The following is a 17,619-nucleotide window of genomic DNA, read 5'->3' on the forward strand; positions in this document are numbered from 1 at the left end:
CGTACCTGGTTCGGATGGGCCGCGGTGGCGAGCTACCTGGCCGTCGTGGTGGCGGCCAACTACACCGCCGCCCACTGCCCACCGCTGCAACTCGCCGGGCTCGCGGTGCCGCTGGGCGCGGTGGCCACCGGGCTCACCCTCACCCTGCGGGACCTGCTCACCGAGACCGTGACCACGGCGACGATGCTGCTGGCCCTCGCAGCGGCGGCCGTGCTCTCGGCCGAGGTGGCCTCCCCTACGGTCGCGGCGGCAAGCGCACTGGCCTTCCTGGTCTCCGAGGCCATCGACGCCTGGGTCTACGCCCGTCTTCGCCACCGGAGCCGGATCGCCGCCGCCGCGGCCTCCAACGGAATCGGCCTCCTGGTCGACACCGCACTGTTCCTGCCACTGGCCTTCGGCAACTGGGCACTGACACCCGGCCACCTGCTCGGCAAGACCCTCTCTGGCGCGCTGTCGGTGGGACTGCTCGCCTGCCTTCTCCGGGTGTGGTCACGGAGGCGTCGATGAAGTTCTACCTCGGCACCCACCAACCCTCCTGGCTCGCGTGCGACCTCGGCATCCCGCTGATGGTCTCCCACCGGCGCCTGGCTGGACGCCGCCGCCTGCCACGGGCGAGTTCGGAATGGGCCCTGGACTCCGGAGGGTTTTCCGAACTGGGCCTGTATGGGACCTGGGTTACCTCGGCCAAGGACTACGTGGTCGCGGTGCGGCGCTACGCCGAGGAGATCGGCAACCTGACCTGGGCCGCGCCCATGGACTGGATGTGCGAGCCGGCCATGCTCGCCAAGACCAAGCTGACAGTGCTCGATCACCAGCAGTTGACCGTGGACAACTTCCTCCGCTTGCGCGATCTGGCTCCCGAACTGCCGATCGTCCCCGTGGTGCACGGGGACACGGCGCAGAGCTACCTCCGGTGCGTCGATCTCTATGAGGCCAACGGAATCCGTCTGGGCGACTACCCGACGGTGGGGGTCGGCAGCGTGTGCCGTCGTCAACGAACCCACGAGGTTGAGACGATCATGCGTTCGCTGGCCGACCGGGGACTGCGCCTGCACGGCTTCGGTGTCAAGATCACCGGGCTGGGCCGCTGTGCCTCTGCACTGGCGAGCGCCGATTCGATGGGGTGGAGCCTGAGCGGGCGTTACGTCCCTGGCTGTACCCCCAGCCACCGCACCGAGTCCAACTGCCTGCGCTACGCGCTGAGTTGGCACGCCCGCCTCCACGCCACCCTGCCCACCACGCCAGCCGACCCCGATCCGCCTGCCTGCCCGCACCAGCCGGCAGGTCCCGAACCCAGGACGCCATCGCCTCGCACCCGCCCGCACCCGCTCTGGCCGCCCCGGGCCGTGGTGAAGCGGTCGCCGTTTCCAGGGAGCCTGTCAATGGACACCGAGACCTGCCCGCCGGCACAGACCGGCGAGCAACCACCCGAACCCGGCGAGCGTGCTCGGTGCTCGGCCCGCCTGCGCCGTCAGCGAACCCCTCGGTGCCATCCGGCCGGGCAGAGAGCTTGTCGACCCGGCAAGGCGGTGACCCGATGAACAACCAGCTCCCGCCTCCGCACTACCGCGACAACCGCGTCACCCTCTACACCGGCGACGCCACCGAAACCCTGGCCCGACTCCCGGAGCGCTCTGTGCACTGCGTGGTGACCTCCCCGCCCTACTGGGGCCTGCGCGACTACGGCACCGCCGCCTGGACCGCAGGCATCTCGCCCTGCCCGCACACCACCCCGCAGCCAGACGAGGCCACCACAGCTCACCCGCCCCGGCCCGCGAACCGGACCTGCTCGCGATGCGGGAGCTGCCGCGAAGACCGCCAGTACGGCCAAGAACCGACGCCGCAGGCCTACATCAACACCCTGCGCGCGGTCTTCGCCCAGCTGCACCGGGTCCTGGTCGACACCGGCACTGTCTGGTTGAACCTCGGCGACCGGTTCTCCGCCAACAGCGACGGCTACCACCTCACCCGCCCCGGACACCCCCGGCAGCCACGGTTTCGCACCGTGGCCGACCGCCCCCACAAGAACCTGCTCGGCATGCCCTGGCGGGTCGCTTTCGCCCTGCAGGACGACGGCTGGATTCTGCGCAACGCCATCGTCTGGCACAAACCCAACGCCATGCCCGAATCCGTCCGCGACCGCCTGTCCTGCCGCCACGAAATGCTGTTCCTGCTGGCCAAACAGCCCCGCTACTACTTCAACCTCGACCCCATCCGGCAACCCCTCGCCCGCCCGGAGGCGCTGAACGAGGGCAGTGTCATCGGCGGCCGCCGCAAAGGGTGCCACGGCGGGGTCGACGCAACCGCGCGCCGCCGGGGACGAAGCGTCTACGGCAAGTACACCGACTTCACACCGTTCCCGCAGCGCCCGCACGGCTCGGCGCTGCGCCCAACCGGGCGTCGGCACAATGCCAGCCACCCCCGGGGACGAAACCCCGGCGACGTCTGGTCGATCAGCACCCGCCCGCTGCCGGAGGCGCACTTCGCCGCGTTCCCCATCGACATCCCGCTGCGGTGCATCGCCGCCAGTTGCCCGCCGGGCGGCACCGTCCTCGACCCGTTCAGCGGCGCCGGCACCACCGGGCTGGCCGCCCGTCGCCTCGACCGCATCTACCTCGGCATCGACCTCAACCCCGCCTACCACGACATCGCCCTCGGACGCATGCACCGCGACGACCACGTCAACAGCCTGGCCAGAAGCCATAGCGGCGCCGAGCAAGCCGACCGCAATCGGTGACGATGCGTGGAAGTCGAGAAAGACAGGCCCACTCGTTCGGGGCCTCCGTTTTCGCGTCTCCAGCGTTACGCTTTCGGGCCCATACGGATCAGATACCGGGCCTGAACAGCGGTTTCACGTGTTCAGGCAGTCAGTGCTGCGCTGTGCGGCACGGAGGAACCCACGCCATGCCAACTCTGACAAGCAGGCCTCCGACAGCCAAGGGGGAACGCCGGCCAAACAGGCCGGTCTCTACCCATTTCGCATTCTGGGGGTATACCAACAAAAGCGGTGTGGGCTCTGCGGAATCCCCTGTCGAGAGGTCACTTGTCCGTCAACTGATCGCGGCCCAGCGGTTCCTCGGGGACCGTGGGCGGATCGTCCGTGTCTTCGTCGGGACCGCAATCCCTGCCGCGCCAGACAGCCTTGCCGAACTCGGCGACCGGACCGATGCGCCGAGCCTCCACGTCGGCGGGTGGCCCGAACTGGCGGGCTGGCTGGCCGCGCCCGACCGGGACTTCGACGCCGTCGTGTGCTCGGACTTCTCTCGGCTGGGTCGCAGCGATGACCGCATACGGGAGCGCGAGGACGCCGCGGCCATGTACGGCGTCGCGATCCTCTGCGCGGACCAGGCGTGGCCGGGCACGTCTCCGGTGCAACTTCGTCCTTCGCAACGGCACCTGTTCTTCACGCTTGCCTCGGCAAGATCGCGCACCTGGACCCGTTCAGCTTCACGTCGAGGACGCAGCTATGGCTGAGCCTGGCGAACGGCGTGAGAAGCACCAAGTGCCAATGCCGGAGAGCGACATCCGGGTGATCTTCGAGATCCGCCAGGCGGACGGTCAGCAGGCCCGAGAGCTTGCGATCACGCAGGCCCATGTCATGCGGGAGGTGTTGGAATGGCTGGCCCGCGGGCGCTACTCGACTGGTCAGGACCACGCCGCGTAGACCACGGCCGTCTGCTCAACGGTGCTGCCGGTGGCACCGAGCCCAGCATCATCCGGGTGGCCTGGGCAGGACGGACTTCGACCTACGACCTGCAGGATCCGACGTTGTCCTTGCCGCGGCAGCTGCGCAACTGCCAGAACGCGCTGCCAGACAACGCCGTGATCGTCGCGCACTTCTACGACATCGAGTCCGGCCGCCTTGATCTGGAAGCACGGAGCCGGGGCAACGCCCACGGGATGTTCCAGATCGCCATCCCCCGGGACGGCGGCATCCAGGACCTGCTGGAGGAAGCTGAGGGCCCGAACCGGCGGTTCGACGTGGTGATCTGCGAGGAAATCGGCCGCATCGGCAGGCGCAACCACATCTCCTCCCAGATCGAGCACCGCCTTGAAGAGATGGGTGTCCGGCTGGTCGCCTCCGACGAGCCGTTCGACCTCGGTGCTTCCGGCCGCCGGGTCAAGACGTCGACCGCGGTGCTGACGCGGCGGGTCAAGCAGGGCGTCGCCGAGTGGTACGTGCTGGAGATGCTCGAAAAGAGCTGGGACGGCTTCGAGACCCACACCGAGCAGGGCTACAACATCGGCAAGCCGTGTTACGGCTTCCGCGCTCACCACATCCCGCACCCGGTGCCCGCCAAGCGGGCCAAGGGCCTCAAGAAGACCCGGTTGGTCGCCCACGAGGTCGAAGGGCTGGTGGTGACCAAGGTGTTCGGCTGGCGGGTCAACGAGGGGCTGGCGTTCGAGGCCATCGCCGACAAACTCAACGAGGACCTCGTGCTGAACCCGCCCCCGACCCCGGTGGATCCGGCGCGTGCGCTCGGCTACTGGACCTACTCCAGCGTGCGCGAGCTGCTCACCAACCCCAAGTACACCGGGCACATGGTCTGGAACCGGCGCGCCCGGAAGGGCAAAGGGAAGAACCGGATCAACCCCGTCAGCGAATGGGTCTGGTCGCCGGCACCGGTGCACGATCAACTCGTCGACCTGGAGACCTTCGTGCTCGCCCAGCAGGTCTCCGCGCGGCGCGAGAAGTCCCGCGGAGCGGCAGGCATGGGGCGCGCGCCGGGAACCATGCGGGTGTACCGCCTCCGCAGCTACCTGCTCTGCGCCAAGTGCGGTCGTCGCATGTTCGGCAACACCAAGAAGAACGTCTGCTACTACGCCTGCGCGCCCAAGAAGGCGTGGCGGCCGAAAGACCATCCGGTGATCTTCCGGGTGCGCGAGGACCAGATCCTGCCCAGGCTGAACAGCTTCCTTGTCCAGTACGTCTTCGGTGAGCATCGCCGTTATCTGCTGGCGGCCAACCTCCGTGTGCTCGATGACAACTCCAGGAAGGAACGCCTCCGGCGGCTGGCGGCCGTGCGCCGGGAGATCACCGACAACGAGAAGCGGAGCCGGCGCCTCATCCAGAGCCTGGAGGTCGCCGACGAGCACGAGCCGGATCTGTTCCGGGACATCAAGGAACGTCGCGCGGAGCTGCGTGTCGAGCGGGAGAGGCTGCAACAGCAGTTGCACGAGCTGGAGGAGCAGGAGCTGGTTGCTCCGAATCCGATCCTGCTGGACGAGTTGCCAGTCGGCCAGCTCGATCTTGAAGATCTCCCCGACCACCTGTCCAGGCGCCTGTTCGAGGCACTCCGCCTGGAGATCCACTACGACTTCACGACTCGTGTCGCGATCTGTCGGATCACGCTGACCGGCGAGACCATCCGAGCCGTGGCCAGCACCGCTGAAGAAGCGGTGGTCATCCCGTTCCCAAGGCGGAACGAGCCCGATGAAGGCGAGGAGATGTCGATGGACGACAAAGATATGACCATACAAGGGGATGGTCTGTGTGGTGCCCCCGGCAGGATTCGAACCTGCGCCCCTGCCTCCGGAGGGCAGTGCTCTATCCCCTGAGCTACGGGGGCTAACCCGATCTCCGTACCCCGGTTGAACCCGGTGTCGCGGCGACGAGGAGAAGCTTAGCGCATAGCCGGAGGGGGTCTGCACGCCCTACCGTCTGAAGGCATGACCGAGGCTGGCTACTGCTCAGTAGATTCTGGTGACCTGCGGCTTGGCGTCTGGGTGGAGGGGGAGCCGGGGGCGCCGGTGATCGTGTTCGTGCATGGGTTCCCGGATACCGCCGCGTTGTGGGAGCGGGTGGTGGCGGAGCTGGGTGGGCGGTACCGGGTTGTGCGGTATGACGTGCGGGGTTGTGGGCGGTCTGGGCGGCCTCGGGGGCGGGATGGGTACCGGGTGGAGCGGTTGGCCGCGGATCTGGTGGCGGTGGCTCGGGCTGTTTCGCCGGGGCGTCCGGTGCATGTGGTGGGGCATGACTGGGGGTCGGTGCAGGCTTGGGAGGCTGTGACCGATCCCACAAATTCTGGGGTGTTCGCCTCGTTCACGTCGGTGTCGGGGCCTTGCCTTGATCACCTGGGGTGGTGGGTTCGGGGGGCGTTGCGGCGGCCTTCGTGGGGCGGGGTCCGGGGGTTGGCGACCATCGCGGTGCGGTCGGCCTACACCTGGGTTTTCCGGTCCTGGGCTGGGGAGTTGGTGGCTCCTTTCCTTGCGCGGCGGTTCGGGGTGCGGAGTGGGGATGTTCGGCGGGGACTTGAGCTCTACCGGGCGAACCTGCCTGGACTGGTGCGGTCGGCGAGGGAGCGGTGGGCTTCGTTGCCGGTGCAGTTGGTGGTGCCTGGGCGGGATCCGTTCGTGACGCCGGCGCACGTGGCGGGGACGGCGCGGTGGGCGGAGCGGTTGTGGCGGCGGGAGTTGCCGGGGGCCGGGCACTGGGTGCCGCGGACGCATCCGGCGGCGCTGGCGCGGATGGTGGGGGAGTTCGTTGATCACGTGGAGGGGGCGCCGGCCAGCCGGGGGTTGCGGGCGGCGGTGAGCTCGGCGCGGTTTGGCGAGAAGGTTGTGCTGGTCACGGGTGGGGCCAGTGGGATTGGGCGAGCTTGTGCGCGGGGCTTCGCTGCCGCGGGGGCCGAGGTTGTGGTGGTTGATGTGGACGGGGCGGGGGCCTCGGCGGTGGCGGCGGAGGTCGGCGGGACCGCTTATGCCGTGGATGTGGCTGACGGGGCCGCGGTGGCGGCGCTGGCCGAGCGGGTCCGGGCGGAGGTGGGGGTGCCGGATGTGGTGGTGGCCAACGCCGGGATCGCGGTCAGCGGGGCGTTCCTGGACACCTCGGTGGCGGACTGGGAGCGGGTGGTGGACGTGAACCTGTGGGGAGTGGTCCACACCTTGCGCGCCTTCGGCCAGCAGCTGGCGGAGCGAGGGGAGGGCGGACAGTTGGTGGTCACCGCATCGATGGCCGCGTACACGCCGACGCGGAACCTGCCCGCCTATGCCACCACCAAGGCCGCGGTGCTGATGCTGGCGCAGTGCCTGCGGGCGGAGCTGGCGGGGCGGGGGATCGGGGTGTCGGCGATCTGCCCGGGGATCGTGCACACCAACATCACCCGTTCGGCCCGGTTCGCCGGCACGGACCCGGCCACCCAGGAACGACTGCGGGAGATCACCACCCGGCGCTACCTGCGGCGGGGCTTCGCGCCGGAGCGGGTGGCCTCGGCGGTGCTGGACGCGGTGGAGCGGAATGTGGCGGTGGTGCCGGTGACCGGGGAAGCGCGGCTGGGACTGCTGGTCTCCCGGCTCTCACCTGCGCTTTTGCGCGCCGCGGCGCGGGTGGACCTGCTGCCCAAGAGGTGACCGCGTGACCCGGGTCACCGTTGTTCATATGCGCATGTCGCTATATGTTGGGTGCCGGAAGGGAGCGTGAGATGGGGCAGGGACACGGGCACGGTCATGGGTTGCCGGTAGCGCAGGCCGCCAGTGCTTCGTCGAAGTACGTGAGCCGGTTGTGGTGGGCGGTGGGCCTGGGGCTGGTCACGCTGGTCATGCAGGTGACCGTCGGCCTGTTCACCTCCTCGCTCGCGCTGCTGTCGGACTCCGCGCACGTCTTCACCGACGTCCTCGGCGTGAGCATGGCGCTGGCCGCGATCATCGTGGCGCGCCGGGCCGCGCAGACCGCGGGCCGCACCTTCGGGCTCTACCGGGCCGAGGTGCTGGCGGCGCTGGCCAACACGCTGCTGCTGTTCGGGGTCGCCATCGGGGTGCTGATCGAGGCGGTGGACCGCTTCGGCGCGCCGCCGGAGGTGCCGGGGCTGCCGGTGACCCTGGTCGCGGTGGTCGGCCTGGTCAACAACCTGATCGCGTTGCTCCTGCTGCGCGGCGGGGCGGAGGAGAGCATCAACGTCCGGGGCGCCTACCTGGAGGTGGTGGCCGACGCCATCGGCTCGGTCGGCGTGCTGATCTCCGGACTGGTGACCATGATCTTCGGCTGGAAGTACGCGGACCCGATCATCGGCGTGGCCATCGGCCTGTTCGTGCTGCCCCGGGCCTACGTGCTGGGCCGCAAGGCACTGCGCATCCTGTTCCAGCACGCGCCGGAACGGCTGAACGTGACCGAGATGTCCCAGGAACTCCAGCAGCTGCCCAACGTGATCGAGGTGCACGACCTGCACGTGTGGACGCTGACCTCGGGCATGGAGGTGGCCTCGGCGCACCTGACCGCCAAGCCGGAGGTCGACTTCGCCGATGTGCTGGCCGCGGCGCAGAAGCTGCTCGCCGAGCGCTACCACATCGAGCACGCCACGTTGCAGGTCGAACCGGCGGGCCACGAGGCCAAGTGCCGGGAGCTGGCCTGGTAGCAGCGCTCAGCCGGGTAACCGCCAGGCGCGGTTGCCCGGCTGCAGCGGGACCGGCGAGGCGGGGGTGGCGGGCAGCGGGGCCGTCACCGAGATGACGAACGCGGCCCTGGCCGGCATTCCCAGCGCTGACCACAGTCCGCCGACCCCGTGGTCGGCCAGCCGCACCGCCACCGGCTGTCCGGACTCCTGCGTGGTGAGCGCGTCCAGCGCGCCGTCGAGCAGCTCGTGCTCACCAGCCACGCTGCCCGCCCGCGCGGCGACCAGATAACAGAGTTCGAGATCGCGGGCGGGCCGGTGTGCCCGGCCCGCCCGCATCTCGTAGAGGAACACGTGCACCGCGGGCGGCGGGTCGGCCTCGTTGATCCAGGTCGGGGTCGGTGGTTCCAGCCTGACCTCGACCCCGTCCGGCAACCTGCTGCCCAGCAGTCGGCACAGCGCGGTGTCCACCTCGCGGATCACCCCGCCGGTCGGCTCATCATCCGACCGTTCGGGCCGTGACGAGTTCTCCATGACGCTCCCCGTCTTCGCACACGGCCCGAACGCCGCGGTTCAGATCAGCCCCTCCCGGAGCGCGAACGCCACCGCGTGCGAGCGGTTGCGCAGCTGGAAGCGGTTGGTGATGTCGTGCAAGATGCTCTTCACCGTGCGCTGCGAGTAGCACAGCTGCTCGGCGATCTCGCGGGTGTCCAGACCGTCCGCGACCAGCCTGAGCACGTCGGTCTCCCGTTCCGACATGCCTGCCAGGCTCATCCCGTTCGGCCGCAGGACGTTGCGCTGCAACCGGGAGACCCGGTTCAGCAGCCGTCCCAACAGGTCCGGCGGCAGTGCGCCCTCGCCGGCGGCCGCGGCCCGCACCAGGCGGACCAGGGTCTCCGGGGTGGCCTCGGAGCGGCGGACCACCGCGCTGACCCCGGTTTCCACCGCGGTCAGCAGGTCCGTGTCGTCCATCTCCCCTGCGATGAGCACTACCTTGGTGTTGCCCCGAACCTGAAGTCCCCGAAGCAGTTGCTGGGTCCGGGTGTCCGTCCGGTCGGTCACCACGAGGACCACCGCGTCCGGGCGGGCCTCCAGTGAGTCGACCAGCAGGACCTCCGGCCGGGAGCGAAGCGCGGCCGCGACGCCCGCGCGTGAGATCGCATCCGTTGCGTGCAGAACAACCGGAACACGTTCCGTGTTCGTCATGATGTTTGGCCCCCTCAAGCCAAGTGCTGCGCTGACCTTGAGAGCGTGGCCCACCCGGTGTCCCAGGGACATGGGACTAGCTGTCCCGTTGTGCTTCGATTTCACTAATCGTTATACAAGCCCCGAAAATCTCCAACAAGCAAGGTACTTATGGTCGCTAGTTTTCGCCCAAACCGGCTTCCCTGGCCCGCATGATCGCCTCCGTGCGGTCGGCCACGTGCAGCTTGGAGAAGATGTTGGACACGTGGTTGCGCACGGTCTTTCCGCTGATCACGAGCTTGCGGGCGATCGCGGCGTTGCCCTCGCCCTGGGCGATGAGCACCAGCACCTCGTGCTCGCGGGCGGTCAGTTCGGGGAATGCCTCCACCTGGGCACGGGCGTTGTTGCCGAAGAAGCCGAGCAGCCTGGAGGCGATCGCGGGGCCGAAGATGGCCTGTCCCTCCCCGACCGCCCGGATGGCCCGGACGATCTCCTCCGGGGTCGCGCCCTTGAGCAGATAACCCCTGGCCCCGGCGCGCATCGCGGCGAAGACGGACTCGTTGTCGTCGAACATGGTCAGTACCAGGACACCGATGTGCGGACTGGTGCGCACGATCCGCCTGGTCGCTTCCACGCCGTTGAAGTCCGGCATGTTCAGGTCCATCACCACGACGTCGGGCTGCAGCGAGTCGGCCATGGCCACCGCGGCGGTGCCGGTGGCCGCCTCGCCCGCCACCTCGACGTCGGGGACCTGCTGCAACGTCTGGCACAGGCCGAAGCGGAACAGCGGGTGGTCGTCCACCACCAGGATCCGGAGCTGGTCCAACTCAGGCTTCCTCCCTCGGCACCGGCAACCGCGCCGCGACGCGGGTTCCCCTCACCTTGTCACGGGACTCCACCTGGAAGTCACCGCCGAGCTCCCCGGCCCGTTCCCGCATCGAGCGCAGCCCGACCCCGTTGCGCCTGGTCTCGCCGAGCCCGAGCCCGTCGTCGAGCACCTCCACGTGCAGGTCCCGGTCCAGCCAGATCCGGACCAGGCAGCTTTGCGCGCCGGAGTGCCTGGCCACGTTGGTCAGCGCCTCGCACACGATCCGGTAGGCGGCCACCTCGACCGCGGCCGGCAGCGGGGGCAGCTGGTCGGAGACGTCCACCGCGATGGTCAGCGGGGCGTCGCCGTTGCCGCCGATCCGCCCGGCCAGGGTGGCCGCGTGCTCGCGCACCGCGGTGGCCAGGCCCAGCTGGTCCAGCACCGGCGGCCGCAGCCCGTGCGCGACCCGGCGGATCTCGCCGATCGCGCCCTGCAGCTCGTCCTCCAGCCTGCTCAGCATCTCCTCGGCCGCGCCCTGGTTGGTGTTCATCACCTGCCGGACCACCTGCAGGCCCAGCGCGGCCGCGGCCAGCGTGGGCCCGACCCCGTCGTGCAGGTCGTGCAGCAGCCGCCGCCGCTCCTCCTCGCGGGCGCGCACGAGTCTGCTGCGGCTGCGGGCCAGGTCGGTGGTCAGCCGGGCGGTGTAGGCCACCGCGCCGGCGTGCCGGGCCACGTCGGTGAGCACCCGCAGGTCCGGGTCGTTGAACTCCTCACCGGCACCGCGGGGGCAGACCACCAGATCGCCGATGCGCTCACCTTGGTAGACCAGCGGCAGCCGGACCGGCTCGCCGATCTCCTCGCCGTAGGCGGCGACCACCTCAAGCCCCTTGTCCCGCTCCAGCTCGATCGCGGTGTAGGGCAGCCGCAACGCGTGTCCGATGGTCTCCACCAGCGCGGGCAGCATGGCCTCCGGCGTCTGGGTCTGCTCCAGCCTGGCGGAGAGCGCGGAAACCACCCGATAGGGGTCGTCCCGGTAGCCGAAGAGGCGTTCGTTGACCAGTTTCGCCAGCCGGTCGTGCAGTGGCAGCACGATGAGCGCGGCCGCCGCCGCGGCCACCGCCTGCTCGGCCAGGTCGTTGGAGTGCGGCAGCACCAGCCAGCGCAGCAGGCCGACCAGCACCAGGTACCCGCAGACGACGAACACCGACAGGATCACGTACGTCGCCGAGCGGCTGAGCACGACCTCGATGTCCATCACCTGGTAGCGCAGCACCGCCATGGCCACGGTCAGCGGCACCGGCAGGAACACCAGGACGTGGTACTGGTAGGCGAAGATCTCCTCGCCGAACAGGGCCACCGGCAGGCCCCACAACAGCGCGTAGAGCACCGCGGCCAGGCCGAGCGAGGCGGCCAGCCAGCGCAGCCGCATCCGGGTCAGGTGGCTCGTGCTCGCGCGGTACTTGTGCACGAGCACGCCGAAGACCAGCAGCGGGTAGACGAAGAGCACGGTGCGGATCGGCGAGGCCCAGACGTTGAGCGCCTCCACCGGGTTGTCCGTCATGGGCAGCCCGATGGCGAGGGTGGCCCCGTAGAGCAGCAGGCCGCCGCCGTAGCTGAGCGCGAGCAGCAGGCCGTACCTGGCCTTGGTGGTCACCTCGGGGTAGGCGAGGGCGAAGTGCAGCATGCCGCCCCACAGCAGCACCCAGAAGATCTGGCCGCCGTACCAGCGGTAGAACTGCTCGCCTGAGACCAGGTCCAGCGCCTCGATGCCGAAGTAGCCCGACCCGGCCAGGGTGATCATGGCGATCGAGGAGGCGACCACCGCGGCCCGTGCGGCTGGGTCCCGTGGACGGCGGGCGAACAGGTAGACCGCGGCGCCGAAGAGCAGGAACAGCACCAGCAGGTTGGGCCAGTTGTGGATCAGCTGGCCGAGCACCGGGTACTGGGTCAGGGTGACCCGGATGATCTTCCGCTCGCTCCCGCGCAGCACCTCGTAGTCGAGGGTCTGGCCCTCCCGGAACGCCGGGCCGCCCGGCCGCCTGGCGCCCTCACTGGTGTCCCGGCCGTCGATGGCGATGATCACGTCGCCCGCCTGCAACGGGCCGTCGCGGGTCTCGCCCAGCACCTTCACCACGCCGTCCGGGGTGGCGAAGTCGTTCCGGTTGACCAGGGTGCCGTCGGAGGGGGCCAGTGCCCTGCTGAGCACGCACACCACCGCGAGCGCGACGGAGAGGACGGCGAAAGCCGCCACCAGGATGATCCGCCCCCTCGAACCCGACACGGGGGTAATCGTGCTGCATACCCCCATTGAGTGCGACAACGTTCTGGCGCCGAATTCTTGAGGTCACTGGTCAGGCCTTAAACCCGTCCCACACTCGCGGTCCTAGACTTTGACGCACCAGTTGAGGAAAGCGGGTAGCGCGTGACGGGCCAGTCGAGCCATCCGGTCGGAACACCGGCCAGCATGCGGGTGCTCAACCAGCGTGCGGTGCTCGAACTGCTACGCCGATCGGGTCCGGCGACCCGGCCGCAGGTGGCCAAGGGCACCGGCCTGTCCAAGCCCACGGTCGGCCAGGCGCTGCTCGGGCTGGAGCAGGCGGGCCTGGTGCGCCCGGCCGGTCGCACCTCGGCGGGGCCGGGGCGCTCGGCGGTGGTCTACGAGGCCAACCCGGCCGCCGGGTACGTGCTCGCGGTGGACATCGGCCGGGAGCGCATCCGGCTGTCCCTGGTCGACCTGGGCGGGACCGAGGCGGCTCGCTGCGACGAGCGCAACCGGTGCCGTTCGGCCTCCGCGCTGGTGCGGCAGGTCAGGGAGCTGGCCGACCGCATCGTCGACTCGGCCGGGATCCGGTTCGACCAGGTGGTGGCCAAGGTGGTCGGCAGCCCAGGGGTGGCCGACCGGAACAGCCGGGCGCTGCAGCTGGCGCCGAACCTGCCGGGCTGGGGCCGTAAGGGCCTGCTGGACGAGCTGGAGTCGGTGCTCGGGCCGGGGCTGGTGGTGGAGAACGACGCGAACCTGGCCGCGCTCGGCGAGCGGGAACGCGGCGCCGCCCGGGAGGCGCGGGCGTTTGTGCTGGTCACCGTGGGCACCGGGGTCGGCATGGGGATCGTGATGGACGGGCAGCTGGTCCGCGGCGCGCACGGCGCGGCTGGCGAGATCGGCTACCTGCCGTACGGGCGCTTCGACGAGCAGGCGGTGCTCTCCGGCGAGCTGGCGCCCTCGCCGCGCGGACTGCTGGAACAGGCCGCCGGGGCCGGCGCGGTGGTCGAGCTGGCCCACGAGCTGGGCCTTGACCAGGCCCGCAGCGCCAAGGACGTGTTCGACGCGGCCCGCGCCCAGGACCCGACCGCGGTGCGGGTGGTGGAGCTGATCGCGGCCAGGCTGGCCTACGGCATCGCCTCGGTGACCGCGGTGATCGACCCGGAGCTGGTGGTGCTCGGCGGCGGGGTCGGCCGCAACTACGAGCTGCTGATCGAGCCGATGGAGCGGGCGCTGCGCTACCTCAGCCCGCTGCTGCCCACCGTGGTCGGCGGGGAGCTGGGCGATGACGCGGTGCTGGCCGGGGCGGTCGCGGTCGGCCTGCGCGCGGCCGAGGAAACCGTGTTCGACCGCCATGTGCACACCGGCTGAACGCCACGCGTCAGCGAAACGTCAGCGTGGCTGCCTACTCTGAAGTATGTCGAAGGCAGGCCCGCTGCGCTGCTGCCGCCTTCGGCCGTAGGCGTCAGGCTGACGGGATGTCCGCATCCCGACCCACCCGGCCGGCGCTGCGAGCCCTGCCTGGTCCCAGCGCTTCCCCAGGGCACTGGAGCAGGCAGGGCTCCCCCTACTTCCGGGCCGGGAATGCCCAGCCTTGACACGGTGTTGAGCCGGTGCACGAGCGCCGTTGAGTCCACTGTGGAGGGTCGAGATGCTGGAGAACTACCGCTGGGCGGAGTCGCTGCTGGCCCAGGGCGACCCGCTGGGCGCGCTGCAGGTGCTGGCGCCGATGCTGGGCGAGGACGCGGAGTTCTCGGTGCGGCTGCTGGCCGCCCGCGCCTACTACCACTCCGCGCAGCTGGGCCGGGCCGAGCGGCTGCTCACCGAGCTGACCGAGGCCGACCCGACCGACCACTACGTCCGGTTTCTGCTCGGCCGCACCTTGGAGCGCGCGGGCAGGCGGCCGGAGTCGGTGCCGCACTTCCGGCTGGCCGCGGCGCTCTCGCCGAGCCAGGACTACGCGGAGGCGCTGGCCAGGGTGGCCTGAGCAGGAACAGACGAACGGCCCGGTCGCGGCAGGAACGCGGCCGGGCCGCTTCGCTTGTTCGAGATCAGCCCGCGAGGGCCCACTCCCTGCCGTCGGTGCTGAACGGCTCCACGCTGCCGAAGCCGTTGGCGAAGTTGCGCTCCACCTGGGCCTTCTCCGCGGCGTTCGGGTTGACGTTCTTGCAGCTGGTGCCCGCGCTGGCGCCGGACATCAGGTCGACGCACAGGCCGGTGCGCCGGTCCGGCAGGCCGAGGATGTGCCCCAGCTCGTGCGAGGTGATCCGCGGGATGTGGTGCCCGTCGTTGACCGCGGTGCGGCCCATCCACACGGTGCCGCGGCCGAGGCCGGTCACCTGGGCGCGCGGCCAGCCGTTGTCGGCCAGGATCCGGACCTGGGCCGGCGTGCCCGGCTCGAACCGGACGTTCTTGACCGAGGCGTTCCAGACCCTGGCGCCCTCGTCCCAGGCCGCCTTGAACTCCTGCGCCTGGCTGGTGTCGTACTTGATCACTCGGACCGCGCTGGGCTCCGCGGCCGCGGGTGAGATGACCACGAGCAGCGAGGCCGCCGCGGTGACCACCCCGACCACCAGCTGCCTGATCTTGTTCTGGAGCACGGTTCATCTCCTAGCGATGCAGGGGGAAAAGAGCTGCCCCCAGCTAATCGCGCCGGGCCGCACACATCAACGGCCACGCATATACCAATGCCCCCCAATCCTGGGGTTATGGCGCAAAGACAGGACCGTCGGCCCGGGTGAGTAGTCGTGGCCGGTGCAGACCAATGGCGGGTTGTGGGTCAGCTGACGGCAATTAGGCGAGCACGCGGTAGTGGGTTTGGTAGACGGTCCGGAATCCGGCCTTGTCGTAGAGAACCAGTGCGGCCGGGTTGTCGTCCATCACCTGGAGGTAGAGCTTTCTCGCGCCGTCGGCCCGGCCCCAGTGGGCGAGCGCGTGCAGGATCGCGCGGGCCGCGCCCCTACGCTGCGCCGAGGGCAGGGTGGCCTGGCAGTAGATGCCCAGCCAGTCCTGCTCGCGCACGCCCAAGGCGATCGCGACCGGCTCGCCGTCCAGGCGAACCGAGGCGTAGGCGGTGGGCTGTGCGATGCGGCGCAGGATCCTGGCGCGAATGTCGGCGCTCTCCGGAGTGAGCCGGTCCTCGGACTCCTCGGCGTCCGCGCTTATTCGCGGCGACTCGGATCTGCAGTAGGTGCCGAACCATTCTTCGTCGATGACCGGGGTGATCCGCACTTCCGGCGCGCCGGGGGCGGCGGTGCGGTCGAGCACCTCGTCCGCCTCGGCGGCTTGGACCGCGGTGGGCCACTTCCGCTGGTAGCCGCGCCGGGCCAACACCTCGTCGAGTTCTCCGGGCAAAGCGGCTGGGGACAGCTGAAACGACGGTGGCAGGCCGCGTTCGCCGTAGAACTTCTCGACCTGGGTGATCCGGGTGTCCAGGTCCGCCGCGCCGCTGAGCTCGTTCGGCCACACCGCGTTGGCCCGCCGGGTGACCCCGGCGCCGTACCGGAGCCGCCAGCCGCCGAGATCCTCGACACTCAGCGCCGGCCACGCGTGGATCGCCAGCTTTTCCAGCAATCGTGCCGTCTCCAGGCTCATTCCCGGAGTGTGCGTGCGGCCCGTTGGAGTGGTCAAACATTTGCCACTCCGGCCGGTGCGCTATTCACTGTGATCGGTGATGACCAGCACTGTTCTCGTCAGCAAGCGAGGGCCTGCGGAGTTTCGGCTGAATGCGCGCACCGGCGCGGTCGAGCCGCGAAATCCGCATGGCGCGGCCACCGGTGTGGTCAGCGCGATGGCGCGGCGGCTGGGCGCCGGCGTGCCCTGGATATCGAGCGCGACCAGTGACGGTGACCGCCAGTTGGCCCGCGCGCACCCGGACGGGTTCGAGCTGGCCATCGGTGAGGGCCACACCGCCCGGGTGCACCTGCTCGAGCACCGGGCCGAGGTGTTCGCCGCGGTGCAGGACCGGACGAGCAGCGGGCTGCTGTGGCAGGCGCTGCACGGGGTGTGGGACCGCTGGTCCGAACCCACCTTCGACGAGGGCACCCGTCGGGACTGGGCGGCCATGGGCGAGTTCTGCCAGGACTACGCGGACCGGATCGCCAGGGTCATCGGCGGCGAGCCCGGGGCGCGGGTGGTGCTGCACGACTACCAGTTCACCGGGCTGCCCGCCCGGTTGCGCGCGGCGGTGCCGGACGTGTCGATCTGCACGGTCATCCACGTGGCCTGGCCTGATCCCGGGCAGCTGCGGGTACTGCCGCGGTACATGCGAGAAGAGATGATCCGCGGCCTGCTGAGCTCGGACCTGGTCGTGGTGCTGGCCGAGCGGTGGGCGCGCAACATCCTGGACTGCGCGCGGGAGTTCGGTGGCGCGGAGCTGGGTGGCCGGGTCGTGGTCCAGCCGCTGGGCTACAGCCCGGACCTGTTGCGGCAGGCGGAGTTCCCGCCGGAGGACGCGCAATGGGCGGCGGGGCGTCCGCTGGTCGTGCACTACGGCCGGACCGACCCGATCAAGAACGCGCCCAGGGCGATCCAGGCCTTCCGGCTGGCCCTGGACGGGGAGCCGCGGCTGCGGGAGAGCCGGTTGCTGGTGCGCGCCGCGCCGCACCACCTCGGGCACACCGCGAACCTGCGCTACCTGGAGCAGCTCGAGGCCGAGGCGGCGCTGACGAACAAGGAGCTGGGCGCGGAAACCGTGCGGGTGGTCCAGGTCAACGACGTGGCGGCCACCTTCGGCGCCTACGCGCACGCCGACGTGCTGGTGGCCAACTCGGTGGTCGACGGCCAGAACGTCGGGCCGTTCGAGGCGGCCATGCTCAACGACCGGCTGCGGATCGTGCTCTCGGAGAACGCGGGCGCGGCCGAGGTGCTGGGCGAGCACGTGCTGGTGGTCAACCCCTTCGACGTGGCCGAGCAGGCCGAGGCGCTCCGCCGGGCGCTGCTCACCAGCCCCTCGGCGGGGCTGCGCGCGGCCGTGGCGCCGCACACCTGGGAGTCCTGGGCCGACAGCGTGCTCGCGCTGCTCGCGGAAAGGTGAGATC

16 protein-coding genes, 1 tRNA gene and 1 pseudogene are annotated in these 17,619 nt (G+C 70.2%); 11 read left to right on the plus strand and 7 right to left on the minus strand.

What is annotated here, in order from left to right; translation table 11 throughout:
- Positions 1-24 precede the first annotated feature (24 nt).
- From M8C13_RS09100 to M8C13_RS45750, 6 genes and pseudogenes are all read left to right on the plus strand, one after another.
- Positions 25-507 carry a VUT family protein gene (locus M8C13_RS09100; protein WP_252480058.1) on the plus strand — a complete coding sequence of 161 codons (483 nt, stop codon included), beginning with the start codon at positions 25-27 and terminating at the stop codon, positions 505-507.
- Entirely contained in the window at positions 504-1,541 is a 1,038-nt protein-coding gene (locus tag M8C13_RS09105; RefSeq protein ID WP_252480059.1) for a hypothetical protein, read from the plus strand. The genes M8C13_RS09100 and M8C13_RS09105 overlap by 4 nt, the downstream gene beginning before the upstream one ends.
- On the plus strand, positions 1,538-2,737 hold the full coding sequence (locus M8C13_RS09110) for a site-specific DNA-methyltransferase (RefSeq protein ID WP_252480060.1): 1,200 nt from the start codon (positions 1,538-1,540) through the stop codon (positions 2,735-2,737). The genes M8C13_RS09105 and M8C13_RS09110 overlap by 4 nt, the downstream gene beginning before the upstream one ends.
- 272 nt (positions 2,738-3,009) lie before the next feature.
- Complete coding sequence (locus M8C13_RS09115) at positions 3,010-3,474, plus strand: hypothetical protein (RefSeq protein ID WP_252480061.1); 465 nt, start codon at positions 3,010-3,012, stop codon at positions 3,472-3,474.
- Between the two features lie 34 nt (positions 3,475-3,508).
- Positions 3,509-3,664 (plus strand): hypothetical protein, encoded by a 156-nt coding sequence (locus tag M8C13_RS09120; RefSeq protein WP_252480062.1) that lies wholly within the window; start codon positions 3,509-3,511, stop codon positions 3,662-3,664.
- A gap of 524 nt (positions 3,665-4,188) precedes the next feature.
- Positions 4,189-4,620 (plus strand): annotated as a pseudogene (locus M8C13_RS45750) (recombinase family protein); the annotation flags it as partial.
- Between the two features lie 875 nt (positions 4,621-5,495).
- Here M8C13_RS45750 and M8C13_RS09130 read toward each other — a convergent pair.
- Positions 5,496-5,570 (minus strand) — tRNA-Arg (locus M8C13_RS09130).
- Between the two features lie 100 nt (positions 5,571-5,670).
- On the opposite strand from M8C13_RS09130, the gene M8C13_RS09135 reads away from it, so the two are divergent.
- Positions 5,671-7,350 carry an SDR family oxidoreductase gene (locus M8C13_RS09135; protein WP_252480064.1) on the plus strand — a complete coding sequence of 560 codons (1,680 nt, stop codon included), beginning with the start codon at positions 5,671-5,673 and terminating at the stop codon, positions 7,348-7,350.
- A gap of 71 nt (positions 7,351-7,421) precedes the next feature.
- Entirely contained in the window at positions 7,422-8,351 is a 930-nt protein-coding gene (locus M8C13_RS09140) for a cation diffusion facilitator family transporter (RefSeq protein ID WP_252480065.1), read from the plus strand.
- 6 nt (positions 8,352-8,357) lie between these two features.
- Here the strand turns inward: M8C13_RS09140 and M8C13_RS09145 are convergent, their stop codons facing one another.
- From M8C13_RS09145 to M8C13_RS45345, 4 genes are all read right to left on the minus strand, one after another.
- A complete protein-coding gene (locus tag M8C13_RS09145; RefSeq protein ID WP_252480066.1) occupies positions 8,358-8,861 on the minus strand; it encodes a Pvc16 family protein in 504 nt (167 codons plus the stop codon).
- Between the two features lie 39 nt (positions 8,862-8,900).
- Entirely contained in the window at positions 8,901-9,533 is a 633-nt protein-coding gene (locus tag M8C13_RS09150) for a response regulator transcription factor (protein ID WP_185001885.1), read from the minus strand.
- 157 nt (positions 9,534-9,690) lie between these two features.
- A complete protein-coding gene (locus M8C13_RS09155; protein ID WP_252480067.1) occupies positions 9,691-10,338 on the minus strand; it encodes a response regulator transcription factor in 648 nt (215 codons plus the stop codon).
- A 1-nt stretch (position 10,339) separates the two neighbouring features.
- Positions 10,340-12,601, minus strand: a complete 2,262-nt coding sequence (locus tag M8C13_RS45345; protein ID WP_252480068.1) for a sensor histidine kinase — start codon at positions 12,599-12,601, stop codon at positions 10,340-10,342.
- Positions 12,602-12,742: 141 nt separating this feature from the next.
- Here M8C13_RS45345 and M8C13_RS09165 point away from each other — a divergent pair, with 141 nt between their 5' ends.
- Both M8C13_RS09165 and M8C13_RS09170 read left to right on the plus strand, forming a co-directional pair.
- On the plus strand, positions 12,743-13,951 hold the full coding sequence (locus tag M8C13_RS09165) for an ROK family protein (RefSeq protein ID WP_374213043.1): 1,209 nt from the start codon (positions 12,743-12,745) through the stop codon (positions 13,949-13,951).
- 280 nt (positions 13,952-14,231) lie between these two features.
- Positions 14,232-14,567 (plus strand): tetratricopeptide repeat protein, encoded by a 336-nt coding sequence (locus M8C13_RS09170; protein WP_252480069.1) that lies wholly within the window; start codon positions 14,232-14,234, stop codon positions 14,565-14,567.
- A 64-nt stretch (positions 14,568-14,631) separates the two neighbouring features.
- Here M8C13_RS09170 and M8C13_RS09175 read toward each other — a convergent pair whose 3' ends face one another.
- Positions 14,632-15,180: a snapalysin family zinc-dependent metalloprotease gene (locus tag M8C13_RS09175; protein ID WP_252480070.1), complete on the minus strand. Its 549-nt coding sequence runs from the start codon at positions 15,178-15,180 to the stop codon at positions 14,632-14,634.
- Positions 15,181-15,373: 193 nt separating this feature from the next.
- Positions 15,374-16,174, minus strand: coding sequence for an N-acetyltransferase (locus M8C13_RS09180; RefSeq protein ID WP_252480071.1), 801 nt, complete (start codon positions 16,172-16,174; stop codon positions 15,374-15,376).
- 79 nt (positions 16,175-16,253) lie between these two features.
- Between M8C13_RS09180 and M8C13_RS09185 the strand changes: the two genes are divergently transcribed.
- Positions 16,254-17,615, plus strand: coding sequence for a trehalose-6-phosphate synthase (locus M8C13_RS09185; protein ID WP_252480072.1), 1,362 nt, complete (start codon positions 16,254-16,256; stop codon positions 17,613-17,615).
- Positions 17,616-17,619 lie beyond the last annotated feature (4 nt).

Origin of the sequence: Crossiella sp. SN42 (genome assembly GCF_023897065.1) — a bacterium.
In the GTDB taxonomy this organism is placed as follows: Bacteria; Actinomycetota; Actinomycetes; order Mycobacteriales; family Pseudonocardiaceae; genus Crossiella.

Bases quoted from the DNA above. Each gene is read 5' to 3' on its own strand.
- M8C13_RS09105 (WP_252480059.1), top strand. From the start codon at position 504: ATGAAGTTCTACCTCGGCACCCACCAACCCTCCTGGCTCGCGTGCGAC.
- M8C13_RS09135 (WP_252480064.1), top strand. From the start codon at position 5,671: ATGACCGAGGCTGGCTACTGCTCAGTAGATTCTGGTGACCTGCGGCTT.
- M8C13_RS09170 (WP_252480069.1), top strand. From the start codon at position 14,232: ATGCTGGAGAACTACCGCTGGGCGGAGTCGCTGCTGGCCCAGGGCGAC.
- M8C13_RS09180 (WP_252480071.1), bottom strand. From the start codon at position 16,174: ATGAGCCTGGAGACGGCACGATTGCTGGAAAAGCTGGCGATCCACGCG.
- M8C13_RS09185 (WP_252480072.1), top strand. From the start codon at position 16,254: ATGACCAGCACTGTTCTCGTCAGCAAGCGAGGGCCTGCGGAGTTTCGG.
- M8C13_RS09145 (WP_252480066.1), bottom strand. From the start codon at position 8,861: ATGGAGAACTCGTCACGGCCCGAACGGTCGGATGATGAGCCGACCGGC.
- M8C13_RS09140 (WP_252480065.1), top strand. From the start codon at position 7,422: ATGGGGCAGGGACACGGGCACGGTCATGGGTTGCCGGTAGCGCAGGCC.
- M8C13_RS09150 (WP_185001885.1), bottom strand. From the start codon at position 9,533: ATGACGAACACGGAACGTGTTCCGGTTGTTCTGCACGCAACGGATGCG.
- M8C13_RS09120 (WP_252480062.1), top strand. From the start codon at position 3,509: ATGCCGGAGAGCGACATCCGGGTGATCTTCGAGATCCGCCAGGCGGAC.
- M8C13_RS09110 (WP_252480060.1), top strand. From the start codon at position 1,538: ATGAACAACCAGCTCCCGCCTCCGCACTACCGCGACAACCGCGTCACC.